The organism is Rathayibacter rubneri (genome assembly GCF_023743255.1).
Taxonomy (GTDB): Bacteria; Actinomycetota; Actinomycetes; order Actinomycetales; family Microbacteriaceae; genus Rathayibacter; species Rathayibacter rubneri.
Genome location: NZ_JAMRYM010000069.1, coordinates 1 through 20,352, shown reverse-complemented (window position 1 = coordinate 20,352; position 20,352 = coordinate 1). Strand labels below are relative to the sequence as shown.

Sequence of the window (20,352 nt, the reverse complement as noted above, 5' to 3'; positions counted from 1 at the left end):
CCTCCCCCGCCCGCGAAGCGCGGCGCCGTCCGTGCCTGGATGCTGACAGGGCTCTCCGAGGACTCCGGCGCGCACCGGGGAGGAGGTCACCTCCCGTTTCTACGCCCCGCGAGGGTGCCGCCAGGACCGATCCGCGCAATCACCCGTGAGGATTCCGTATGGATTCCGCTGTGAGGGCGCTTCCGCCTCCGCGAGGCCCGCAGAACGGAGGCCGAGAGACGGAGATCCTCGACTCCGCTGGGCTTCGGTTCTACCGGTGGTCACCAGTCCACGAGCGCGTCGAGGTCCTCGGCGACGAAGATGCAGAACGGGTGCCCCGCCGGATCCGCGAAGACGTACAGCGGCTCCTCCGGGTCGCCGCTCTGGTCGTCGATCACCTCGGCGCCCAGCGCCACGGCCCGCTCGCGCTGCTCCTCGAGCTCGGCGGCGTCCGCCACCATCAGATCGAGGTGGAGCTGCTGGGGGCGCGAGCCCTCGGGCCAGGTCGCCCGCGGCAGCCGGTCGACCCGTTGGAACGCGATCCTCACGCCCGCGGGCGTGCGCAGCGCCACCCACTCGGCGCGGTCGTCCGATCCGTCGGCCGGCGGCTCGTCGCCCGGCCGGTAGCGGCCCCCGAGGAGGGCCGCGTAGAACGCCGCGAGACCTCGCGCGTCCTCGGTGTCGAGCACGATCTGCCGTAGTCGGAGAGCCATGGCGGCAGGCTACGCCGCGGCCGTCCGGGCCGACAGGGCCCCCGGGGGTCCGCGGCCCGCACGGTCCGCACTGTCCCGCGCAGTACGGAACCGAGGTCGGGATCCCCGCGGAGTGCCGGGAACGCGGGTTCGCCGCATCTCGCCCTCGGTTGCGCACACCCGTCGCAGCGTCCGTCGGATGCCGGAGCACTGCCGCGCCGGTCAGCGGCTCGGCGGAGCACCCGTCCCGCCGCCACCGGGCGCCGCTCCCGCGGTCGGCGTCGTCGTCGTGTCGACCCGCGCCGTGAGCGCCACCGAGTAGCCGGAGTCGACGTCGCCGGTCGTCGTGCCGAGCTGCAGCACGCCGCCGTCGTCGCCGAAGACGTTGTCGTCCTCGAGGGACACCTGCGCGAGGTTCGCCGTCGATCCGGCGTACGCGTCGAGCGCGTAGACCGCGGTGCAGGCGTCCTCGGGCAGCGCGACCTGCGAGGTCGCGATCGCGTTCGCCGAGTCGGTGATCGAGGCGACGTCGGGGTAGACCTCGAAGTGGATGTGGGGCCAGCGACCGGAGTAGCAGGCCGGGAAGACCGAGGTGAACGTGACGGAGCCGCTCGCGTCGGCGACCTGCACGCCGCGGAGGTACGTCTCGTCCTCGACCCCGGAGGAGTACATCGAGTAGTTCCCGTCGGCGTCGCAGTGCCAGACGTAGACCGCCGCGCCCGCGAACGGCACGTCGCCGTTCGCCGTGTCGAGGATCGTGAGGGTCAGCGCCATCGGGACGCCTGCAGCGGTCGCTCCGCCGTCGATGCTCGAGCGGATGTCGCTGCGCACCACTCCGGCGTTCTCGAGGACGTCGGCGCCGTTCGAGCCGTCGCCGGGGTAGGGGCCCGCCGTCTCGTCCGGGATCTCGCCGGTCGCCGTCGTGGAGCTGCCTCCGGTCGCGGCGGAGGAGGTGCCGGTGCTGCCGCCCGCCGCGGAGGTGCCCGCGCCCGCGGTGCACGCCGCGAGCCCCATCGTGGCGGCGCCGACCCCGATCAGCGCCAGCACCCTCCGTCGGCCGACGAGCGTGCCGACGTCGAAGAGCAGCCCCTGGTCGACGACCTCCTCGCCGGGTCGGTCGAGGCGCCGCCCCTGGTAGGCGGGACCCTCGGGGGTGAGGTCGGGCTCGGGGATGCGGGTCATGGGGTCCTCCTCGGACGTCGTCTGCGTGACCGACACTGACCGCCGCGGCTATGAGCCCCCGATGAGGCGCCGATGACGCGCTGAGGAGAGGGCGCCCGCGCCGCCTTCTGCACACCGCACCCGCTAGCGGACATGTCCGCCGCCGGACACCGTCCCGGAGCTACCGTTCCGGCATGTCCGAACCGCGCCCCGTCTCCCGCCGCACCGTGACCGCAGCCGCCTGGTCGGTCCCCGTCGTCGTCGCCGCCGTCGGGAGTCCGCTCGCGGCGGCCAGCGGCGAGACGCCGACGCTCAGCGCGAGGGTCGGCGCACCGTCCGTCTACCCGCCGGGCGGGACCTTCCAGGACGTCTACTTCCGGAACGAGAGCGGCTCCGCGATCGACCCGAACACCCTGACCCTGTTCATCCCGACGGCCGGTCAGGGCTGGACCTGGCAGGGGTTCGGAGGGGGGCCGTCGTGGGACTACGCGCCGGGAGGGTTCACGTCGACGTCCTTCACCTTCCGCTACTCGGCCGGCCTCGCCCCCGACCAGGAGACGGAGCTCTTCTACTTCCTCGCGAGCAACAGGACTCCCGGAGTGGAACCCGCCCCGACGGCCGTGCTCACCGCGACGGCTCCGGGCTTCACGCCCTGCGTGGTCGTGACCCCGATCCCGTACTAGGAGCGCCCGGAGCCGGTGGTCCAGGCATCCCGCCGGGGCACGACGGCTCAGCGCGCCGCACGCTCCCGGATCGCCAGGATCACCGCGGTCTTGGCGTCCGCGTAGGCGTTCATGTCGTCCCAGCGGCTCCGCATCAGCTCGCGCTTGACGCCCTCGTAGAGCGCCCGGTCGGCCGGATCCGAGCGGAGGCGGTCACGCAGCAGCAGGTACGCGTCGATCGCCGCGGCGCCCCGCTCGTAGACGTGCACGTGCACGTCGCGCGTCGGGGTCCGCACGAGGCGGTGCCCCGGTTCCCGCACCCGCAGCACGTAGCCGGCGGCCAGGAGCGCGTCGAGGTGGTCCTCCTCGGCGGTGATGTCGTCGACGACCACGACGAGGTCGATGATCGGCTTGGCCGCGAGCCCGGGGACCGCCGTCGAGCCGATGTGCTCGACCCGCACGCGCGGCAGCACGGCGAGAATGCGGCGCCGGTGCTCCTCGAAGACCTCGGGCCAGCGCTCGTCGTACTCGTGCAGCGGGACCTCCAGCGGCTCGACTCCGCCGATCAGCTCGACCGCGGTGGCGTCGGGGCGGCGGGGAGTCGTCACCGCCCCATCCTGACGCCGCTCGGCCCGCCGGGGGAGGCGCAGCGCCGGGGAGCCGCCGTAGGGTCTGGGCATGAGCTCCCTCCCGACCGCGACCGGCACCGATCGCGTCGGCACGGCGCTGTCGGTGCTGGGGGTCGTCGGCGCCGCCGTCTGCGGGATCGTCGGGGCGGTGGGAGCCGTGCTGTCGCTGCTCGCCTTCGCGGCCTGCACCGCGACGTACCGGGGCTTCCTCCTCGCCCGGAACGACCCGCCGATCGACTGCCTCGCGCGTCCCGAGTACGGCTTCGTCTGGTGGTTCCTGCTCGTGGGGGCCGGGGCCGCCGGGTCCTTCCTCGCCCTCGTCCTCGGTGCTCGGCCCCGGTGGGACGGCCGGTCCTCCCGCGCCCTCGCGCAGGGAGCCGCGGCCTTCCTCGTGCTGGGCGCGATCACGGTCGTCGGCGCGATCGCGGGTCTCCCGCTCCGCTGAGACGACGGGCCGGAGGGACCACCCCCTCCGGCCCGCGGGGGCTACGCCGTCTCCTCCTGCACGTGCTGCTCCACCTTGTTCGCGCGGGCGTTCGGCACGGTGTGGGTCATGACGAGGCCCTCGACGTCGCGCGGGCCGTTGTGGCCGAGGTTCGCGAGGCGGGCGAGCTCGTCCTCCGAGAGCGTCTGCGACTGCAGGGGCGGCAGGTCCTTCACCTCGTCGAGGGTGATGCCGAGGCCCTCACCCACGCGGCGGCCGAGGTCGTCCTCCACCAGGTAGAAGTGCCAGAGCATCCGCTCCTGCACGGGGCGGGCGGCCTGCGAGATCAGGTCGACGAAGTTCGCGACCAGGTCGTCGCGCTCCCACTCCTCCATCAGCAGGTAGCGCTGGCCCGCCTGCGTGTAGTCGTTCGTCCGCGGGATCCGCTTGCGCGTGAGGCGGCCGGTGATCTCGGGGCCCTGGTCGTCGTGGGTCGGGTACTGCGCCTCGCGCAGCCCGCCGGTGATCGAGGGCTCGTAGTTCACGTGCGGGTTCTCCCCGCCGTGGTCCTGGTGGAACGCCATCTGCCCGTCGCGCTGGTTCGTGGCGACGTGCACGTTCTTCGGCGCGTTCACCGGCAGCTGCAGGTAGTTCGGGCCGACGCGGTAGCGCTGGGTGTCGGAGTAGGAGAACGTGCGCCCGACCAGCATCTTGTCGTCCGAGAAGTCGAGGCCGTCGACCAGCACGCCGGTGCCGAACGAGAGCTGCTCGTTCTCGGCGAAGTGGTTCGTCACGTTGCGGTTCAGCACCATCCGCCCGACCGTCTTCGGCGGGAACTCGTTCTCGGGCCACACCTTGGTGTCGTCGAGCGGATCGAAGTCGAGCTCGGGGTGGTCGTGATCGTCCATCAGCTGCACGCGCAGCTCCCACTCGGGGTGCTCGCCGCGCTCGATGGCCTCGTAGAGGTCCTTCGACGCGTGGCCGAGGTCGCCGCCCTGCACGACCGCGGCGTCGGCCTCGGTCATGCTGCTGACGCCCACGGAGGGGATCCAGTGGTACTTGACCAGCTTCGTGTCGCCGGCCTGATTCACCCACTTGTAGGTGTTCACTCCGAAGCCCTGCTGGTGGCGGTAGTCGGCCGGGATGCCTCGGGGACTGAACAGGTTGACCAGCATGTGCATCGACTCCGGCGTCTGCGACATGAAGTCGAAGATGCGCGCGGGCTCCTGCCGGAACGTGACCGGGTCGGGCTTGAGCGAGTGGATCACGTCGGGGAACTTGATCGCGTCGCGGATGAAGAAGACGCCGAGGTTGTTGCCCACGAGGTCCCAGTTGCCGTCCTCGGTGTAGAACTTCACGGCGAATCCGCGGGGGTCGCGCGCGGCCTCGGAGGAGTCGCGGCCGCCGATCACGGTCGAGAAGCGGATCGCGACGTCGGTGCGCTTGCCCGCCTCCTGGAACAGCTTCGCGCGGGTGTACCGCGCGATCGGCTCGTCGCCCCAGGTGCCGGTCGCCTCGAAGTAGCCGAAGGCGACGGCGCCGCGGGCGTGCACCACCCGCTCGGGGATCCGCTCGCGGTCGAAGTGGCTGATCTTCTCGAGGAACTGGTAGTTCTCGAGCGTCGCGGGGCCGCGGGCTCCGACGGTGCGCTGGTTCTGGTTGTCGTAGACGGGGTGGCCCTGACGGTTGGTCAGGACCGTGCGGTCATCGCCCTCGGCGGGCGGCTGGGAGGAGACGTCGGTCATGGATCAGGTGTCCTTTCCAGGTGGCGGTCCCCTCCATCCGATCAGAGACGTCCGACGGTCGCGCCGGGTTGACGGGGCACGGGGAGGCGATCCACACGGCACTCGCATCATCACCGGAGGAGGGGGTCCGTCAGCCTCTGCTCCTGCTCCTGGCTGAGGTTCTGCAGCGCCGCCTCCTCACCGCAGGGCTCCGATCCGACGCGCGGCTCACCGGTCCGAGCTGACGTGCACCGTCTCGCCCTCGAGGACGAAGCGGAGTCCGCTCCCGTCGCCGAACGCGTCGCGCAGCTCCGCGGGCAGCGAGGGCGAGACCGTGAGCTGCGCCGTGGCGGGGAAGGACCGCGCACTGCAGCCGCTGTACACGATGCCGGACGCGTCGGCCTCGGCCGGGACGACGTAAAGGCACGAGCCGCCGTCCTCGCCGCTGGGCCGCTTCACCATCCGGAGGCCGTGGAAGACCTCGGACGCGAGGGTGTCCTCGGAGCCGCCCCAGCCGGGGAGGTCCTCGGCGGGCGCGAGGCGGAGGGTCGCCACCTCGCGGTCGTCGGGGGCGGCGGCCCAGGTCGTCACCCCGGCTCCGAGGAGCGCCGCGGCGACGAGGGCGGCGGCGCGGAGGAGGAGGAGGCGGAGCCGGGGCGAGGCGGGCCGGTGCGGCCCCGCGCCGGATGCCGCCGGGTCGTCTGCCGTCCCGTCAGGGACCGCCGAGCCGGAGAGCAGCGGGTCGGGGAGCATCGGGCGCGCGTCCGCGATCGGACCCGGCGCCGCGACCGGCTCCCGCGGCGCGCTGCCGGAGGGGAGCGCGGCCGCCGCCTCGAGTGCCTGCAGCCGCGTCCACTCCTCCGGAGCGAGGTCCGGCTCGCGCCCGTACGCCCGGCGCTGCAGCGCGCGGAGCTCGTCGTGCCGCGGCTCGTCCATCCTCCGCAGTGTGCCACCGCGTCAGCCGCGGACGGCCTCCGACACCGCCTCGACGGCACGGTCGACGGCGGCGCGGCGAGCGCCCTCGTCCTCCTGCTCGGACTCGTGGACGAAGGCGGTCACGCCCCGCACGGCCCCGCAGTAGTCGACGATCCCGTGCTCGATCTGCGTCCGCAGGGCCTGCTCGTAGCCGTGGCGCTCGTAGACTCCGGCGTCGTCCCCGGCTATCGGCACGAGGTGGACGGTGAGAGCGCCGAGACGGCGGCGCATCCCTCCCGCCGGGTCGATCGAGAAGGCCCAGCCGTTGACGAAGACGCGGTCGATCCAGCCCTTCAGCAGGGCCGGCATCGACCACCAGTAGACGGGGAAGACGAGCACGAGGTGCTCGGCGCCGTCGAGTCGCCGCTGCTCGCGGGCGACGTCCTCGGGGAACTCGCCCGCAACCCGGTAGGAGTGCCGGTCGGCGGCGGAGAACCGCGGATCGAAGCCCTCGGCGGCCAGGTCCGCGACCTCGACGGCGCCGACCGACTCGGCGATCCTCTTCGCCGTCGTCGCGGTGAGCGACTCCGGATCGGGGTGGGCGGTGACGATGAGCGTGTTCACCCGACCCATCCAACCCCGTCCCTCCTGGGACCGTCCCGGGTCAGGCCGGCTCGGGGTAGTTGAGGAAGTCGAGGTCGGGCATGTCGGTCATCTCGTCGCTCCAGGAGGGTCGCGTCGGCTGCATCCGCTGCGTCTCCGCCTCGATGTGGGCGAGGACGGCCTCGTCGACCGGCTCCTCGCCGGCGCTGTTCTCGACGGGCGTCGACCACAGCTGGCTGGCGGGTCCGATGAGGAGGTGGGCGTAGGCCCGGCTCCCGCCCTCGGTGACGACCGGCACGGTGACGACGTCGGACTTCCCGACATCGGCGAGGGCGCGCGCGTAGCGGAGGACGGCCTTGCACGTGACGTCGGCGACCAGCATGTGCCCGCTGGCGTAGTACAGCTTTCTCATGACCTCCACCCTGCGGCGCTCGAGCGGGGTGCGCCAGGGGATTGTCCGCCGGCGCGGGTCTGCTCTACGCGCCGCGTCGCCGCCGATGACGCGTCCCGCGATCCGTCACACGTCTGCCGTTCTCCACAGGGAGCAATCAACCCCCTCACAGGGAGGCGGTCGACGTTCCTACCGTCGGTGAGGAGGGGCGCCACCCCGGGCGCTCCACTTCCCCACCCCGAGAAGGACTCCCCATGACGAACAACTCCGCACACACCACCCCCGCCCGCCGTGTCGCGACCGAGACGAAGGGCGCGCTGAAGACCACCGAGTTCTACGTCTTCCTCGTGATCTCGATCGCGATCCTGGTCGCGGCCGCCGTCACGGACAACGGCGAGGACGGCCAGGGCTTCACCGCCGACCACGCCTGGATGTACGTCTCGTTCGTGACCGTCGGTTACCTCGTCAGCCGCGGCCTCGCCGAGTCGGGCTCGCACAACCACGAGCGCGACGACCGCTGAGCGCACCCCGGCGTCCAGCGGTGGAGCCGTCCGTCCCCCCGGGCGGGCGGCTCCGTCGTCGGCCGGGGTGCTGGGGGCCGCCGTCAGGAGGCGGCGGCCTCGGAGGTGCGGGCGTGCGCGAGGATCTCCCGCGCGACCTCGCCCGGTGCGGTGTGCACGACCACGTGCCGGTGCCCGGGAACCGTGCGGAGCGTTCCTCCGCCGGCCGCAGTGATGAGCCGCGAGCACCACTCCTCGGTGGCGATCGGGTCGTTCGACCCGCGCAGCACGAGCAGCGGAGCGGCGAGCCCGACGATCCGCTCGTGGGTCGGGTAGGCGAGCATCGCCGCCACCTCGGTGAAGTACCAGCGCGGCCCCGTGCGGATGTAGTCGGTGAGGACCACCGCGTTCGTGGGCAGCGGTTCGAGCGCGCTGTCCCGGGCCAGCACGAGGGTCTGCCGCAGCGCCGTGGGGTGGGCGGAGTCGGTGACGGGGCCCACGAGGACGACGTGACTGACGAGGTCCGCCCGCTGGAGGGCGAGCTCGAGGGCGAACTGCGCGCCCATCGAGTGCCCCACGGCGACGCACGAGGCGACCCCGAGCAGGTCGAGGACCTGGCCGATCAACCCGGCGTACTCCTCCACCGGCACGGACCGCCGCGGCTTCGGCGTGGCTCCGAAACCGGGGAGGTCGAGCGCGACGACCCGGGCGTCCGGCGCGAGGTGCGCGGCCAGCCGGCGGTAGGGGCGGTGCGACAGCCCGACGCCGTGCAGGAGGAGGACGACCGGCCCGTCACCGCCTCCGTCGTGGACGTCGACCACGAGCCCGTCGGGGCCGAGCACGAGACGGGAGCGCTCGAGGCGGACCGGGGAAGGGGAGGAGGGCACGGCCCATGCTCGCACCGATCCGCGCGCCCGTACGATCGAGGGGTGCCCGAGGAGCCCCGCCTGATCGAGACCACGCCGACCGAGACCACGCCGACCGAGACCACGCCGGTCGGGACCGCGCTGATCGAGACCACGGCCGCCGATCCCGTGGCGCTGACGCTGTTCGCCCTCCAGGAGGCCGAGATCATGCGGCGCTACGGCGGCGACGACCCCGGGCCGCGCCCCGGACCCGCGACGCCGACGCTCCTGCTCCGGGTCGACGGCGAGGTCGTCGGCTGCGTGGCGCTCGCCGCCGAGGACGAGGTCGGCGAGATCAAGCGGATGTTCGTGACCGAGTCCGCGCGCGGCCGCGGTTTCAGCAGACTCCTGCTCGCCGCGGTCGAGGACCTCGCCGTCCGGCACGGAGTCGCGCTGCTGCGCCTGGTCACGGGCACCCAGCAGCCCGAGGCCGTGGCCCTGTACGAGAGCTCGGGCTACGAGCCGATCCCCGGCTTCGGCTACTGGGGCGACGAGCCCGAGAGCCTCTGCTTCGCGAAGACGCTGGGCTGACGCGCTGCGACCCGTTCGCAACCGAGGTCGAACGGGGCCGATGGCCTCCTCCAGGGCTGCCCGGACTCTCCCGACCTCGGTTGCGGACACGCGCACCCGAAGAACGACCGCCGAGCGCTCCGATCCGACCCGGACCGGCTCGATCCGGGCGTCCGGCCCCGCTCCTGAGGGCGGTCCTCCGGTGATGTGCCGGAGCTCGAGAACGGGCCCGGGGACGCGCTCGCGGCGAACGGGTGGCCCGTTCCGACGCGCCCGGCGGAGGGCACGAGTAGTCTGAGGGCGGACGCCGGTGCGCGCTACGCCCGCCCCGCAGTCTCCTCCTCCGCCGTCGCGGAGGTCCCCGACCTCCTGTGCGGATGCACTCGCGGTCGGAGCGACGCCCTTCCGCAGAGCCGGAGCGGCGGTCGCAGCAGCACCGGATCGACCCGGTGCGCCCCCACGCCACGCACGTCCCGGCTCGACGCCGGCCCCTCCTACCGGAAAGCACCCATGCGAAACGCCCGCACCGCCAAGCCCGCCCGCCACCACCTCGAACTGGCGGCTCCGAAGCCGCTCGAGAAGGGCGGTCTGCGCATCACCCCTCTGGGAGGTCTGGGCGAGATCGGCCGCAACATGACCGTCTTCGAGCACAAGGGCAAGCTGCTCATCGTCGACTGCGGCGTCCTCTTCCCCGAGGAGAACCAGCCCGGCATCGACGTGATCCTCCCCGACTTCGCCGCGATCCGCTCGCGCCTGAAGGACATCGAGGCCATCGTGCTCACCCACGGCCACGAGGACCACATCGGCGGTGTGCCGTACCTGCTCAAGGAGCGGGCCGACATCCCGATCATCGCGTCGACCTTCACGCTCGCGCTGATCTCGGCGAAGCTCCAGGAGCACCGCATCACCCCGCGCACCCGCCCGGTCAAGGAGGGCGACCGCGTCGACGCGGGCGTCTTCGACCTCGAGTTCCTCGCCGTGAACCACTCGATCCCGGACGGGCTCGCCGTCGCGATCCGCACCGAGGCCGGCCTCGTGCTGCACACGGGCGACTTCAAGATGGACCAGTTCCCGCTCGACGGGCGCACCACCGACCTCCCCGGCTTCGCGCGCCTGGGCGACGAGGGCGTCGACCTCTTCCTCGTCGACTCCACCAACGCCGACGTCCCCGGCTTCGCGATCTCGGAGGGCGACCTCGCCCCCGCGATCGACCAGGTGTTCCGCACCGCCCCGCGCCGCATCGTGGTGTCGAGCTTCGCCAGCCACGTGCACCGCATCCAGCAGGTCCTCGACGCCGCGCACCGCCACGGGCGCAAGGTCGCGTTCGTCGGCCGCTCGATGGTCCGCAACATGGGCATCGCCGCCGACCTCGGCTACCTCAAGATCCCGGCGGGCCTCGTCGTCGACATGAAGGTGCTCGAGAAGCTCCCCGCGACCGAGATCGTCATGATCTGCACCGGGTCGCAGGGCGAGCCGATGGCCGCGCTCTCGCGCATGGCCAACAAGGACCACATCATCGACATCGGACCCGGCGACACCGTGCTGCTGGCCAGCTCGCTGATCCCCGGCAACGAGAACGCGATCTACCGCATCATCAACGCGTTCACGCGCTGGGGTGCGACGGTCGTGCACAAGGGCAACGCCAAGGTGCACGTCTCGGGCCACGCGAGCGCCGGCGAGCTCGCCTACTGCTACAACATCCTCCGCCCGACCCACGTGCTGCCCGTGCACGGCGAGTGGCGCCACCTCACGGCGAACGCCGCGATCGCGACTCGCACCGGCATCGACGAGAAGAACGTCTTCGTCATCGAGGACGGCGTCTCGATCGACCTCGTCAAGGGCCGTGCCCGGATGAGCGGCCGGATCGACGCCGACCACATCCTGGTCGACGGCACCACGATGGGCGTCGCCACCGAGGACGCCATGATCGACCGCCGCGTGCTGGCCGAGGAGGGCGCGATCACCGTGCTCGCCATCGCCGATCTCGACCGCGGCCTGCTCGGAGAGCCCGTCGAGTTCTTCACCCGCGGCTTCGTGGAGGAGCCGGGCTGGCAGGACAACGCGAGCAAGGCGATCGACGACGCCGTGCTCCAGGCCGCCGGCAAGCCGACCGACCGCGAGGCGCTCGAGAAGCTGATCACCCGCACGCTCGGCCGCTGGCTGACCCGCCGTCACCGCCGGAACCCCGTCATCACCACGATCGTCGTCGAGGAGTAGCCCCGACCCGTCCGAGCGCCCGTCCCCTGCAGAAGGGGGCGGGCGCTCAGTCGTGCTCGGTAGAGTCGGAATGATGTCCTCCCCGTCCCGCGCCCGTGCTCGTGCGGCGGCCGCGTTCCCGAACCGGCTGCTGCTGACCAAGCGCGCCTCCGGGACGAACGGGTGGCTGAGCTCCTGGGGCACCAACGCGCACGGCGAGATCGCCGGCTGCCCGCCGCCGCGCGCCTAGACCGCGACCGCCCCTCCTCCGGAGACAGCGGCCGCGTTCCCGCGCTCGCCACCTCTCCGATCGGACGACCCCATGGCCCACCACGACCTGCCCGCCGACCAGGCACCGCACTCCATCTGGCGGGGGCTCCGCCAGACCCTGCAGAAGGACACCGTCGGAGGCGCGTTCCTCCTCACGGCGACCCTGCTGGCGCTGATCATCGCGAACAGCCCCGCGTCCTCTCTCTACGAGGCGGTGCGCGACTTCCGCTTCGGGCCGGAGGCGCTGCACCTGGACCTCAGCGTCGGCTCGTGGGCGGCCGACGGCCTGCTCGCGATCTTCTTCTTCGTCGTCGGCCTCGAGCTCAAGGAGGAGTTCGTCGCGGGCTCGCTGCGGAACCCGCGCACCGCGCTCGTGCCGATCGTCGCCGCGGTCGGCGGAGTCGTCACTCCGGCCCTGATCTTCGTCGCCGTGAACCTGCAGCGCGGGGGAGCGGCGCTGGACGGCTGGGCTATCCCCGCCGCCACCGACATCGCGTTCGCCGTGGCCGTGATCGCGGTCGTCGGCCGGTTCCTCCCGCCGGCGCTGCGCACGTTCCTCCTGACGCTCGCGGTCGTGGACGACCTCATCGCGATCACGATCATCGCCGTCTTCTACACGGCCGGCATCGACGCGCTGATGCTCGGACTCGCGCTGATCCCGCTCGCGGTCTTCGCCGTCTGCGTGCAGCGCGGCGTGCGCGCGTGGTGGGTGCTGATCCCGCTGGGGGTCGCGACGTGGGCGCTGGTGCACGCGTCCGGAGTGCACGCGACCGTCGCCGGCGTGCTGCTGGGCTTCACGGTGCCGGTCGCCGCGACCGCGCGGGCGCGGGTGCAGGTCGGCACGGATCGGGCGGGCAAGCCTCTCTACGACGGGCTCGCCGCGCACTTCGCCGACCGCTGGAGCGTGCTGTCGACGGCGTTCGCCGTGCCCGTCTTCGCCTTCTTCTCGGCCGGAGTGACCGTCGGCGGTCTCGCGGGGCTGGCGGAGTCGTTCCAGGACACGATCGCGCTCGGCATCATCGCGGGCCTCGTGCTCGGCAAGCCGATCGGCATCGTCGGCAGCACGTTCCTGCTCACCCGGTTCCGCGGGATCTCGCTCGACCCGTCGCTCCGCTGGATCGACATGCTCGGCATGGCGTTCGTCGCGGGCATCGGATTCACGGTGTCGCTGCTCGTGGGCGAGCTCTCGTTCGGCGCGGGCAGCGAGTCCGACGACCACGTGAAGGTGGGCGTGCTGGCCGGGTCGCTCCTCGCGGCGGTCATCGGAGGCGCGATCCTCGCGGTGCGGAACCGGCACTACCGCGCGGTGCCGGGACCGTCGGTCGCGTCGGGCGCCTGAGCCCTGCCTCTGCGCTCCCGGGGAGTCGCTGTTCGGTCTGCAGGGGATCCTGCGCGGAAGGCGTGTTCCTCCGCTCGACCGGGCTCGCGCGGGGATGGATCCCCTGCAGACGGTGCGGTCCCCTGCAGACGGTGCGGTCCCCTGCAGATGGTGCGGTCCCCTGCAGATGGTGCGGTCCCCTGCAGATGGTGCGGTCCCCTGCAGATGGTGCGGTCCCCTGCAGATGGTGCGGTCCCCTGCAGATGGTGCGGTCCCCTGCAGACAGGACTCCGATCGTCGGCGTCCCCCCTCAGGGGTGGCCCTCCGTGAACCGTCTCACCTAGAGTGTTCACGTTCACATTCCGTGCGAAGACGCACGACTCCGCGGGGCTCTGCGGCTCGGTCGTCTCGCCGCACCGACCACGAGGGCCTCTAGATGACACGATCACGATCGGCGGTGAGGATCGCTCTGGCGATCGGCACCGTCGCCGCCACGGCGCTGCTCGGCGCCACGGTTCCGAGCTCCGCTTTCGGAGCGACGGAGACTCCGCTCCTCCACTACACGTTCGACTCGGCCCCCGCCGGGACCACCATCGCCGACGCGAGCGGCAACGGATACGACGCGACGCTGCGTCGCACCGGAGCGGAGGTCCGCAACGGCGCGATCAGCTTCCCCGGTGGATCCGCCGCCGCCGCGCCCTACCTCGAGATCCCCACCGCGCCGCTCGTCGGCAAGAAGGACCTCACCTTCTCCACCTGGCTCTCTCCCCGCTCCGGAGCGGCGAACACCGCCGCCGCGTTCGTCGGCGCGCCCGTCGCGAGCGGCGCCTCGTTCTCCTCCGGCTACTGGCTGCTGAACCCCACGAACACCGCGGGCTACGTGAAGTCCGTCGTCACGAACTCGGTCAACGCCGGCGCCCCCTGGGGCACCGAGGTGGGCCCCGGAGCGACGAATGCCGCGACGTCGGGCGCGCGGACCCCCGCGGGCCTGTCGCTGTACACGACCGTCATCGACGGCACGAACGGCACACTGAAGGTCTATGTCAACGGCACTCAGATCGGCGCGACCACCGCGATCGCGCGCAACGTCTCCTCGTTCGGCTCCTCCCTCGTCGCCTACCTCGCCCGCTCGACCTACGCGGACGCCGGCTGGAACGGCGACATCGACGACTTCGCCGTCTACGGCAGCGCCCTCAGCGGTGAGTCGGTGAGCGCGCTCTACTCGTCCGAGGCGCTCGACCGCGCCGTCGCCTCGGTGTCGATCCCGACCGAGGCCACCGCGAGCTTCCCGCTGCCCGCCACCGCGAGCGGAGTCGCCATCGCCTGGCGCTCGAGCAGTCCCGCGATCGCGGTGAACGGAGCGACCGCCACGGTCGTCCGTCCCGCCGCGGGCTCGCCCGACGCGGCCGTGGTCCTCACCGCCACCTACTCCGTCGGCGGCGGCACGCGCTCCGTCGACTACCCGGTGACGGTGAAGGCCGAGCTCGCCGACTCCGCCAAGGTGCAGGGCGACCTCGACGCGATCGCGATCCCGAACGTCGGCGACATCCGCACGAACGTGTCGGTGCCCTCGACCGGTGCGCTCGGCTCGAGCATCTCGTGGTCCGTCGTCAGCCCGACCGGCGCCTCGATCCGCGAGGGCAGCGCCGCGGGCACGAAGACGATCGACGTCGACCGCCCCGCGGCGGGCGGCGCTGCGATCGACGTCGTGGTCCGTGCGACGGCGACGAGCGGATCGGCGACCCGCGCGCGCGAGTTCACCCTCCGCGTCCAGCCGCTCCCCGTCGGCACCGACGACACCGAGGCCTACGTCTGGGCGTTCTTCACCGGAGAGGGCGACGGCGCCGAGCAGGTCAGCCTCGCCGCCTCGAAGGGCGACGACGCGCTCTCGTGGAACACGCTGAACGGCGGCAAGCCCGTCTTCTCGTCCGACCAGGGCACGAAGGGTCTGCGCGACCCGTTCATCATCCGATCGAACGAGGGCGACAAGTTCTTCATGCTCGCCACCGACCTCAAGATCGCCGGTCTCGCGGGCGGCTTCGACACGTCGCAGAAGTCGGGCTCGAAGCACATCGAGGTGTGGGAGTCGACCGACCTCGTGAACTGGTCCGCGCAGCGCCACGTGAAGGTGTCGTCCGACTTCGTCGGCAACACCTGGGCACCGGAGGCGTACTGGGACGACGCACTCGACACCTACGTGGTGTTCTGGGCCTCGAACATCTACCCGACCACGAACACCGCCGACCGCACCTCCGTCACCTACAACCGGATGATGTACGCGACCACCGACGACTTCGTCACCTTCTCGGAGGCGAAGCCGTGGATCGACGTGCAGCGCGGCGCGGGCCGCGGCACGATCGACTCGACGATCGCGGAGGAGGACGGCGTCTACTACCGCTTCACCAAGGACGAGGCGTCGATGACGCTGCGCCAGGAGAAGAGCACCGACCTGCTGGCCACCGTCTCGGGCGCGCTGCCCGGGCCGACCGGCCCCGCGGACGAGTGGACGCTGATCAAGGAGCGCGTCGCGTCGGGCCTGCCCAACGGCTCCGGCGGCACCTTCACCAGCGGTGAGGGCCCGAACGTCTTCCCCGCCAACGAGGGCGACGTGAACGGTCTCGACTGGTTCCTCTTCATCGACCAGCCCGACTACCACCAGGGACCGAACCACTACGTCCCGTTCGGCACCGACGAGCTCGCGGACGGCGACTCGTGGCAGCCGCTCGGCTCGAAGCTGGCCGCGAACCTCCCGCAGAACGCCGACGGAGGCAAGCCCCGCCACGGCACGGTGATCCCGGTCACCCGCGCCGAGTACCAGAAGGTGCTCGAGGGCTTCGCGCCCGGCATCGCCGTCGCCTCGGTCGCTCCGCTGACCGCGACGACCGCGCCGGGCACCGCGCCCGTGCTCCCGCGCGCCGTGATCACCACGGCCGCCGGCACCACGAGCACGGTCGACGTCGCGTGGGACGCGGTCGCGCCCGCCTCCTACGCCTCGGCCGGGACCTTCACGGTCTCGGGAGTGGCGCAGGACGCGTCGCGCCTGCCGGTGCAGGCCACCGTCACCGTGCAGTCGTCGCTGAAGGTGTCGGCCACGGCCTCGACCCGCTGCCTCGCGGGCAAGGTCGTGCTGACGGTCGTCGCCCGCAACGGCGACACCGTGCCGATGGACGTCTCGATCCGCACCTCGGAGGGCGTGAAGACGTTCGCCGGAGTGAAGCCCGGAGCGAGCGCGTCGGCCGCCTACACGGTGCGCTCGACGCAGCTCGCCGCGGGCGAGGCGACGGTCACGGCGACGGCGACGGTCGGCGGCTCGGCCGTCACCGCGACGACGGTGGCGCCCTACGCGGCGCGCAGCTGCGGCTGATCGACGGGTGCCGGCTGCGCTGAGCGGCGCTGGACGGCGCTGATCCGCAGCCACTGACGGGAGCCCGTCGCACTCCGGTGCGGCGGGCTCCCGCCGTTCGCGCGTGCGGGCCGACGGCGCGATCCGTCGCGGACGGTCGTGTCGCGGGGTGGGCGCGTCACGGAGCGACATCCGCCGTTCCCCCTCCCGTCGAGCAGCGCCGCTACCGTGCGGCCATGACCGCCGCTCCGGACGTGCGCACCGCCACCTCGCCCCGCTGGGCGCTGATCGCGGCGGTCGCGCTCCTCGCCTCGGCCGCGCTGCAGCTGCAGGCGGCCACGCAGCGCTGGGTGACGGCGAGCGGGTCGCGCGCCCCCGCCGATCGGTCGATCGAGGACCACCTCTTCGACTACTCGGTTCCGGCCGAGCCGTGGGAGGCGGTCGGGACGGCCGCGCAGGTCTTCGGAGTCGGCACGCTGCTCCTCGCCGCCGGCGTCCTGGCGATGATGCGGGCGCTGTCGCCGCGAGTGCTCGCTCCCGCCTCGATCGCGGTGGCCGCGGTCTTCGCGCTCACCGGAGTGCACGCCCTCGTCTCGGGGCTCCTCGGGACGCCGACTCCGCTGGGGGCGACGTGGCTGCAGCTCCTGACCGGCATCGTCCCGGTCGTCGGACTCGTCGCCCTGGCCGTCGCGGTCCTCCGCCGCGCCCCGTCGCTGGCGGTCGCGTACGTCCTCCTGCTGGGGAGCAGCCTGCCCGGGCAGCTCATCGCGATCTTCTCGATCGCCCCGATGATCATGGGCTACGCGTCGCACGACACGACGCCGTGGAGCGAGGCCGTCATCGCGGCCACGACGGGAGCGGCGGGGCTGGCGGCGCTGGTCACCGCGGCCGGCTCGGCACTCCGGGGCCGACGGGCCTGAGTCTGTCGGACCGCGATGGCTGCCTTCCGTCGCTGCAGGCGTCAGGACCTGCCGCGGGACATGGTGTCCCTCGAGCGCAGACGCGAAACACGCCATTGCTAGCCTCCGCTCATTTCCGCGATACGACGAGAGGAGCTCGATGAGCGCGACAGAAGCAGTGGGGGGCACGATTCTGGCGCCGGGCGCGTGCCGTGTGATGGAGACTCGGCTGCACCTTCTCCGGCAGGGCTCCGCAGTCAGGCATCGGACGGTGCGCGTCGGAGATCCCAGCGATGAGACACCCGAGATGCGCGACCGGCTTCGGGTGCTCGGCGATCGTCTCGACCGTGCCCTCGGGGCGGATCCGATCGCGCAGGCGCCCGGCTTCTCGTCGGGGGACTTCTCCACGAACGAAGCCGCGGGCTGGCTCTACCTCGACTCGGGGGAGTCGGTTCCGGGGCTGCCGCCGGACGGCGGGACGATGCGCGAATGGGGCCGCACGCACCTTCCGGGTGCCTCTGCGCTCGGGCTCTACCCCATGCAACGGACAGACGACGCCGGTCGAGTCCTCGCGGGCGGAGTCGCCGACGAACGGTCCCGCATCCTCTTCACGAACATGATCGATGGAATCGCGCTTCGCGCTCGAGCCGCTGTCTTCGCCGAGCAGGTGCGCACGACTGCCGCGCAGGTCGGCGGTCCGATGCACCTCCTGAGTCTGGGGTGCGGCGCTGCAGTGCCCGTCATCGACGCGCTCGCGACCCTCGAGGACGAGTCCGAGGTGACTCGCGATCTCGTCCTCGTCGACCTCGACCCGCTGGCGCTCGCCTTCGCCACTGAGCTGGCCGCCGACGCGGGTCTCACCGATCGCGTGACGATCGTGAACGACAACATCGTCAGAGCGTGCCGACGGCTGCCTCGGGAGCATTGCCACCTGATCGACATGCTCGGCGTATGGGAGTACGGCAGCGATCGTGCCTGCGAGTCCCTGATCCGCTCCGCCCTCGCCTGCCTCGCACCAGGCGGAAGCATCGTGGTCTCGAATATGCTGTCCGGCCGCCCGCAGCTGCACTTCAACCAGCGCGGCGTCGGATGGCCCGCGGTCGTCCCGCGGTCGATCGACTGCATGGTCGACATCGCCCTCAGCAGCGGGGTGGCTCCGGACGACCTCGACGTCATCGTCACTGAGGACGGGGTCTACGCAGTCATGGTCCTCACTGTTCGTCAGCGACAGGACGAACCGCCCCTCTGCGAAGACGATGCTTGAGCGAATCGCGCCGACCTTCGCACGCTGCGACAGCCGCTGACGCGGCGGCAACCCTCTCGGCGACCGCGCCGATATGCCGGGATCGGCTCTGTCGCCGCGTCGATCCGGTGCGAACGGTCGTCGGGACCGCTGCGGGGGCCCCTGCGACGGATCGGGCGCGCCGGATGCGCGGCGCCGTCACCGGGCGTCGGGTCGCGAGCGGCCTCAGCCGCCTGCGATCGGCTCGGACCGGCCGCCCGTCACCTCGTCGACGATGCGGCGGAACGCGTCGATCGCCTGCTCCGTGCCGATCCGCCCTGCGTCGACGCTGTCGGCGATGCGCAGGACCTCGAGCTTGAGGCCCGCGCGCGTCGCCGTGTCGAGTGCCGCTGCGCCGATCGCTGCGGACGCCCGCACGCGCGCGACGATCGCGCCGACCTGCCATCTTCTGCTGCTGTTCACCATTCGATCCCCCTTCGCTGATCCTGAAGCTCTTCGGAGCGAGAGGTAACCCCCGATTGGGGGGCCATTCGCGATGCGTCGGATCAGAGGTGCAGGATGCTCCAGTCGATGATCACGGCCGCCGCCGTGTAGAGCGCCGCCACGGCTCCGACGGCTTTCCCGGCGCGGTCGAGATCGCTGCGCGGAGTCGGCCGGACGTCGGCGACGACGCGCAGCATCGCTCCGAGGAGCGCGATCACCGTGATCGCCAGCAGCCACACCTTGAGCGCGACGTGCGAGTCGACGTCCATCAGCGTCAGCGTCAGCACCGGGACCAGCACCAGCACGATCGAGAGCAGCACGAGGAGCAGGCCCCGGTGCGAGAGGTCGGTCGGGCCGAACGAGCCGGCGCGGAGCCAGGCGCGCAGGCGGGTGCGCCGCCGGGGGCCCGGGACGGCCCGCTCGAGCGGGGCGTCGGTGCCGGGCGTCGACACGGCACCCACCGCCGCGACGTCCTCGGAGACCGACACGGCGCCTTCGGTCGTCGTCACAGGAGTCGGGAGGAGCGGTCGGCGTAGGTGCGCGCGCTCGGGCGGGGGGCGAGGTCGTGCCGCACGGCGTCCTCCAGAGATCGTCTCGGCCGTCCACGGCCGTGGTCCCGCACTGCCGCGGGCCCCTCAGTCTCGTGAGACGGGGTCGGACCCGACAAGCTCCGCTTCCGGACACGTCCGCAAGAGGACACCCGAGCAGGGGTGCGCCGCGGTGTCAGAGACGGAGGATCCCCCAGTCGACGACCACGGACAGCACCGTGAAGGCGGCCGCGACGGCTCCGACGGCCTTGCCCGCCCGGTCGAGATCGTTGCGCGGCAGCGGTCGGGCGTCGGCGACGACGCGCAGCAGCGCTCCGACGAGCGCGGTCACGGTGATCGTCACCACGGTCGCCTTCAGCGCCGTGTGCGCATCGGCGTGCGCGAGCGTCAGGATCGCGATCGGCACCAGGATCAGGAGGATCGACAGCAGCACCAGGAGGCTCCCCCGGTGCGAGAGCTCGGTCGGTCCGATCGATCCGCCGCGGAGCCACGCGCGCAGGCGCGCACGCCGGTCGGCGGTCGGAGCGGGGTGGGCTGGCACGGGACCTCCGGAAACGAGTGCCGCGCGGGAGGCGGGCCCCTCAGTCTCGGGAGCGGCGAGAGGGCGCACAAGGCCCGCTAGCGGACACGTCCGCAACAGGACGCCGGAGCCGACGGACGCCTGCTGGGGTGGCGTTCGCGCGACTCCGCTCGGGAGGGCCCGCGGTGGCCGCGCCCGCGGACTGCCTGGGAGGCCCTGGCAAGCCCTCCCTGTCTGAGGGACCCCTCAGATACGGTCGAGGGACCGGGCTGCGGAGCCCTTCCCCCGAGTGCTCCGCCGTCTCGGCCGGACGTCGCCGGACCGGCGCGGAAGATCGACTCCGCCCGTCCGCCCCGTCCGGGTACTGCGGAGCGACGTCCGCCCGACGCCCCCGTACGAGTGAGAGGTCACCCCGATGACTGGTTCCCCGCCCCTGC

General features: G+C 72.3%; 21 protein-coding genes. 10 read left to right on the top strand and 11 right to left on the bottom strand.

What is annotated here, in order from left to right; translation table 11 throughout:
• Positions 1 to 260: 260 nt before the first annotated feature.
• Together NB037_RS14110 and NB037_RS14105 are read right to left on the bottom strand one after the other, a co-directional pair.
• Positions 261 to 692, bottom strand: a complete 432-nt coding sequence (locus tag NB037_RS14110) for a VOC family protein (protein ID WP_251946727.1) — start codon at positions 690 to 692, stop codon at positions 261 to 263.
• Positions 693 to 893: 201 nt separating this feature from the next.
• Positions 894 to 1,853 carry an intradiol ring-cleavage dioxygenase gene (locus NB037_RS14105; RefSeq protein ID WP_251946725.1) on the bottom strand — a complete coding sequence of 320 codons (960 nt, stop codon included), beginning with the start codon at positions 1,851 to 1,853 and terminating at the stop codon, positions 894 to 896.
• Between the two features lie 173 nt (positions 1,854 to 2,026).
• On the opposite strand from NB037_RS14105, the gene NB037_RS14100 reads away from it, so the two are divergent.
• Complete coding sequence (locus NB037_RS14100) at positions 2,027 to 2,515, top strand: hypothetical protein (protein ID WP_251946723.1); 489 nt, start codon at positions 2,027 to 2,029, stop codon at positions 2,513 to 2,515.
• 47 nt (positions 2,516 to 2,562) lie between these two features.
• On the opposite strand, the gene NB037_RS14095 is transcribed toward NB037_RS14100, so the two are convergent.
• A complete protein-coding gene (locus NB037_RS14095) occupies positions 2,563 to 3,102 on the bottom strand; it encodes a GrpB family protein (RefSeq protein WP_251946721.1) in 540 nt (179 codons plus the stop codon).
• A gap of 70 nt (positions 3,103 to 3,172) precedes the next feature.
• On the opposite strand from NB037_RS14095, the gene NB037_RS14090 reads away from it, so the two are divergent.
• The gene (locus NB037_RS14090) at positions 3,173 to 3,568 is read left to right on the top strand and encodes a hypothetical protein (RefSeq protein WP_251946719.1); all 396 of its coding nucleotides are present in this window, start codon (positions 3,173 to 3,175) and stop codon (positions 3,566 to 3,568) included.
• 41 nt (positions 3,569 to 3,609) lie between these two features.
• Here NB037_RS14090 and NB037_RS14085 read toward each other — a convergent pair whose 3' ends face one another.
• From NB037_RS14085 to NB037_RS14070, 4 genes are all read right to left on the bottom strand, one after another.
• A complete protein-coding gene (locus NB037_RS14085) occupies positions 3,610 to 5,292 on the bottom strand; it encodes a catalase (protein WP_251946717.1) in 1,683 nt (560 codons plus the stop codon).
• 207 nt (positions 5,293 to 5,499) lie between these two features.
• Positions 5,500 to 6,207, bottom strand: a complete 708-nt coding sequence (locus NB037_RS14080) for a hypothetical protein (protein WP_251946716.1) — start codon at positions 6,205 to 6,207, stop codon at positions 5,500 to 5,502.
• A 21-nt stretch (positions 6,208 to 6,228) separates the two neighbouring features.
• Positions 6,229 to 6,819, bottom strand: coding sequence for an NAD(P)H-dependent oxidoreductase (locus NB037_RS14075; protein WP_251946714.1), 591 nt, complete (start codon positions 6,817 to 6,819; stop codon positions 6,229 to 6,231).
• Positions 6,820 to 6,850: 31 nt separating this feature from the next.
• Complete coding sequence (locus NB037_RS14070; RefSeq protein ID WP_251946712.1) at positions 6,851 to 7,201, bottom strand: hypothetical protein; 351 nt, start codon at positions 7,199 to 7,201, stop codon at positions 6,851 to 6,853.
• Positions 7,202 to 7,434: 233 nt separating this feature from the next.
• On the opposite strand from NB037_RS14070, the gene NB037_RS14065 reads away from it, so the two are divergent.
• Positions 7,435 to 7,701, top strand: coding sequence for a hypothetical protein (locus tag NB037_RS14065; protein WP_251946710.1), 267 nt, complete (start codon positions 7,435 to 7,437; stop codon positions 7,699 to 7,701).
• Between the two features lie 83 nt (positions 7,702 to 7,784).
• Here NB037_RS14065 and NB037_RS14060 read toward each other — a convergent pair whose 3' ends face one another.
• Complete coding sequence (locus tag NB037_RS14060) at positions 7,785 to 8,567, bottom strand: alpha/beta fold hydrolase (RefSeq protein ID WP_251946708.1); 783 nt, start codon at positions 8,565 to 8,567, stop codon at positions 7,785 to 7,787.
• A gap of 42 nt (positions 8,568 to 8,609) precedes the next feature.
• Here NB037_RS14060 and NB037_RS14055 point away from each other — a divergent pair, with 42 nt between their 5' ends.
• The 7 genes from NB037_RS14055 (at position 8,610) to NB037_RS14025 (ending at position 18,385) form a co-directional block, all read left to right on the top strand.
• A complete protein-coding gene (locus NB037_RS14055) occupies positions 8,610 to 9,116 on the top strand; it encodes a GNAT family N-acetyltransferase (RefSeq protein WP_251946706.1) in 507 nt (168 codons plus the stop codon).
• Between the two features lie 489 nt (positions 9,117 to 9,605).
• Positions 9,606 to 11,312 (top strand): ribonuclease J, encoded by a 1,707-nt coding sequence (locus NB037_RS14050; protein ID WP_279308932.1) that lies wholly within the window; start codon positions 9,606 to 9,608, stop codon positions 11,310 to 11,312.
• 73 nt (positions 11,313 to 11,385) lie between these two features.
• Positions 11,386 to 11,541 (top strand): hypothetical protein, encoded by a 156-nt coding sequence (locus NB037_RS14045; RefSeq protein ID WP_170116319.1) that lies wholly within the window; start codon positions 11,386 to 11,388, stop codon positions 11,539 to 11,541.
• 72 nt (positions 11,542 to 11,613) lie between these two features.
• Positions 11,614 to 12,900, top strand: coding sequence for a Na+/H+ antiporter NhaA (gene nhaA, locus NB037_RS14040; protein ID WP_251946705.1), 1,287 nt, complete (start codon positions 11,614 to 11,616; stop codon positions 12,898 to 12,900).
• A 436-nt stretch (positions 12,901 to 13,336) separates the two neighbouring features.
• The gene (locus tag NB037_RS14035; protein WP_251946703.1) at positions 13,337 to 16,243 is read left to right on the top strand and encodes an immunoglobulin-like domain-containing protein; all 2,907 of its coding nucleotides are present in this window, start codon (positions 13,337 to 13,339) and stop codon (positions 16,241 to 16,243) included.
• 215 nt (positions 16,244 to 16,458) lie between these two features.
• Positions 16,459 to 17,142: a hypothetical protein gene (locus NB037_RS14030; protein ID WP_251946701.1), complete on the top strand. Its 684-nt coding sequence runs from the start codon at positions 16,459 to 16,461 to the stop codon at positions 17,140 to 17,142.
• A 286-nt stretch (positions 17,143 to 17,428) separates the two neighbouring features.
• Positions 17,429 to 18,385, top strand: a complete 957-nt coding sequence (locus tag NB037_RS14025) for an SAM-dependent methyltransferase (RefSeq protein ID WP_251946699.1) — start codon at positions 17,429 to 17,431, stop codon at positions 18,383 to 18,385.
• Between the two features lie 204 nt (positions 18,386 to 18,589).
• Here NB037_RS14025 and NB037_RS14020 read toward each other — a convergent pair whose 3' ends face one another.
• The 3 genes from NB037_RS14020 to NB037_RS14010 form a co-directional block, all read right to left on the bottom strand.
• A complete protein-coding gene (locus tag NB037_RS14020) occupies positions 18,590 to 18,829 on the bottom strand; it encodes a hypothetical protein (protein WP_251946698.1) in 240 nt (79 codons plus the stop codon).
• An 80-nt stretch (positions 18,830 to 18,909) separates the two neighbouring features.
• Positions 18,910 to 19,356 (bottom strand): hypothetical protein, encoded by a 447-nt coding sequence (locus NB037_RS14015; RefSeq protein WP_251946696.1) that lies wholly within the window; start codon positions 19,354 to 19,356, stop codon positions 18,910 to 18,912.
• Between the two features lie 214 nt (positions 19,357 to 19,570).
• On the bottom strand, positions 19,571 to 19,936 hold the full coding sequence (locus NB037_RS14010) for a hypothetical protein (RefSeq protein WP_251946694.1): 366 nt from the start codon (positions 19,934 to 19,936) through the stop codon (positions 19,571 to 19,573).
• Between the last annotated feature and the right edge of the window lie 416 nt (positions 19,937 to 20,352).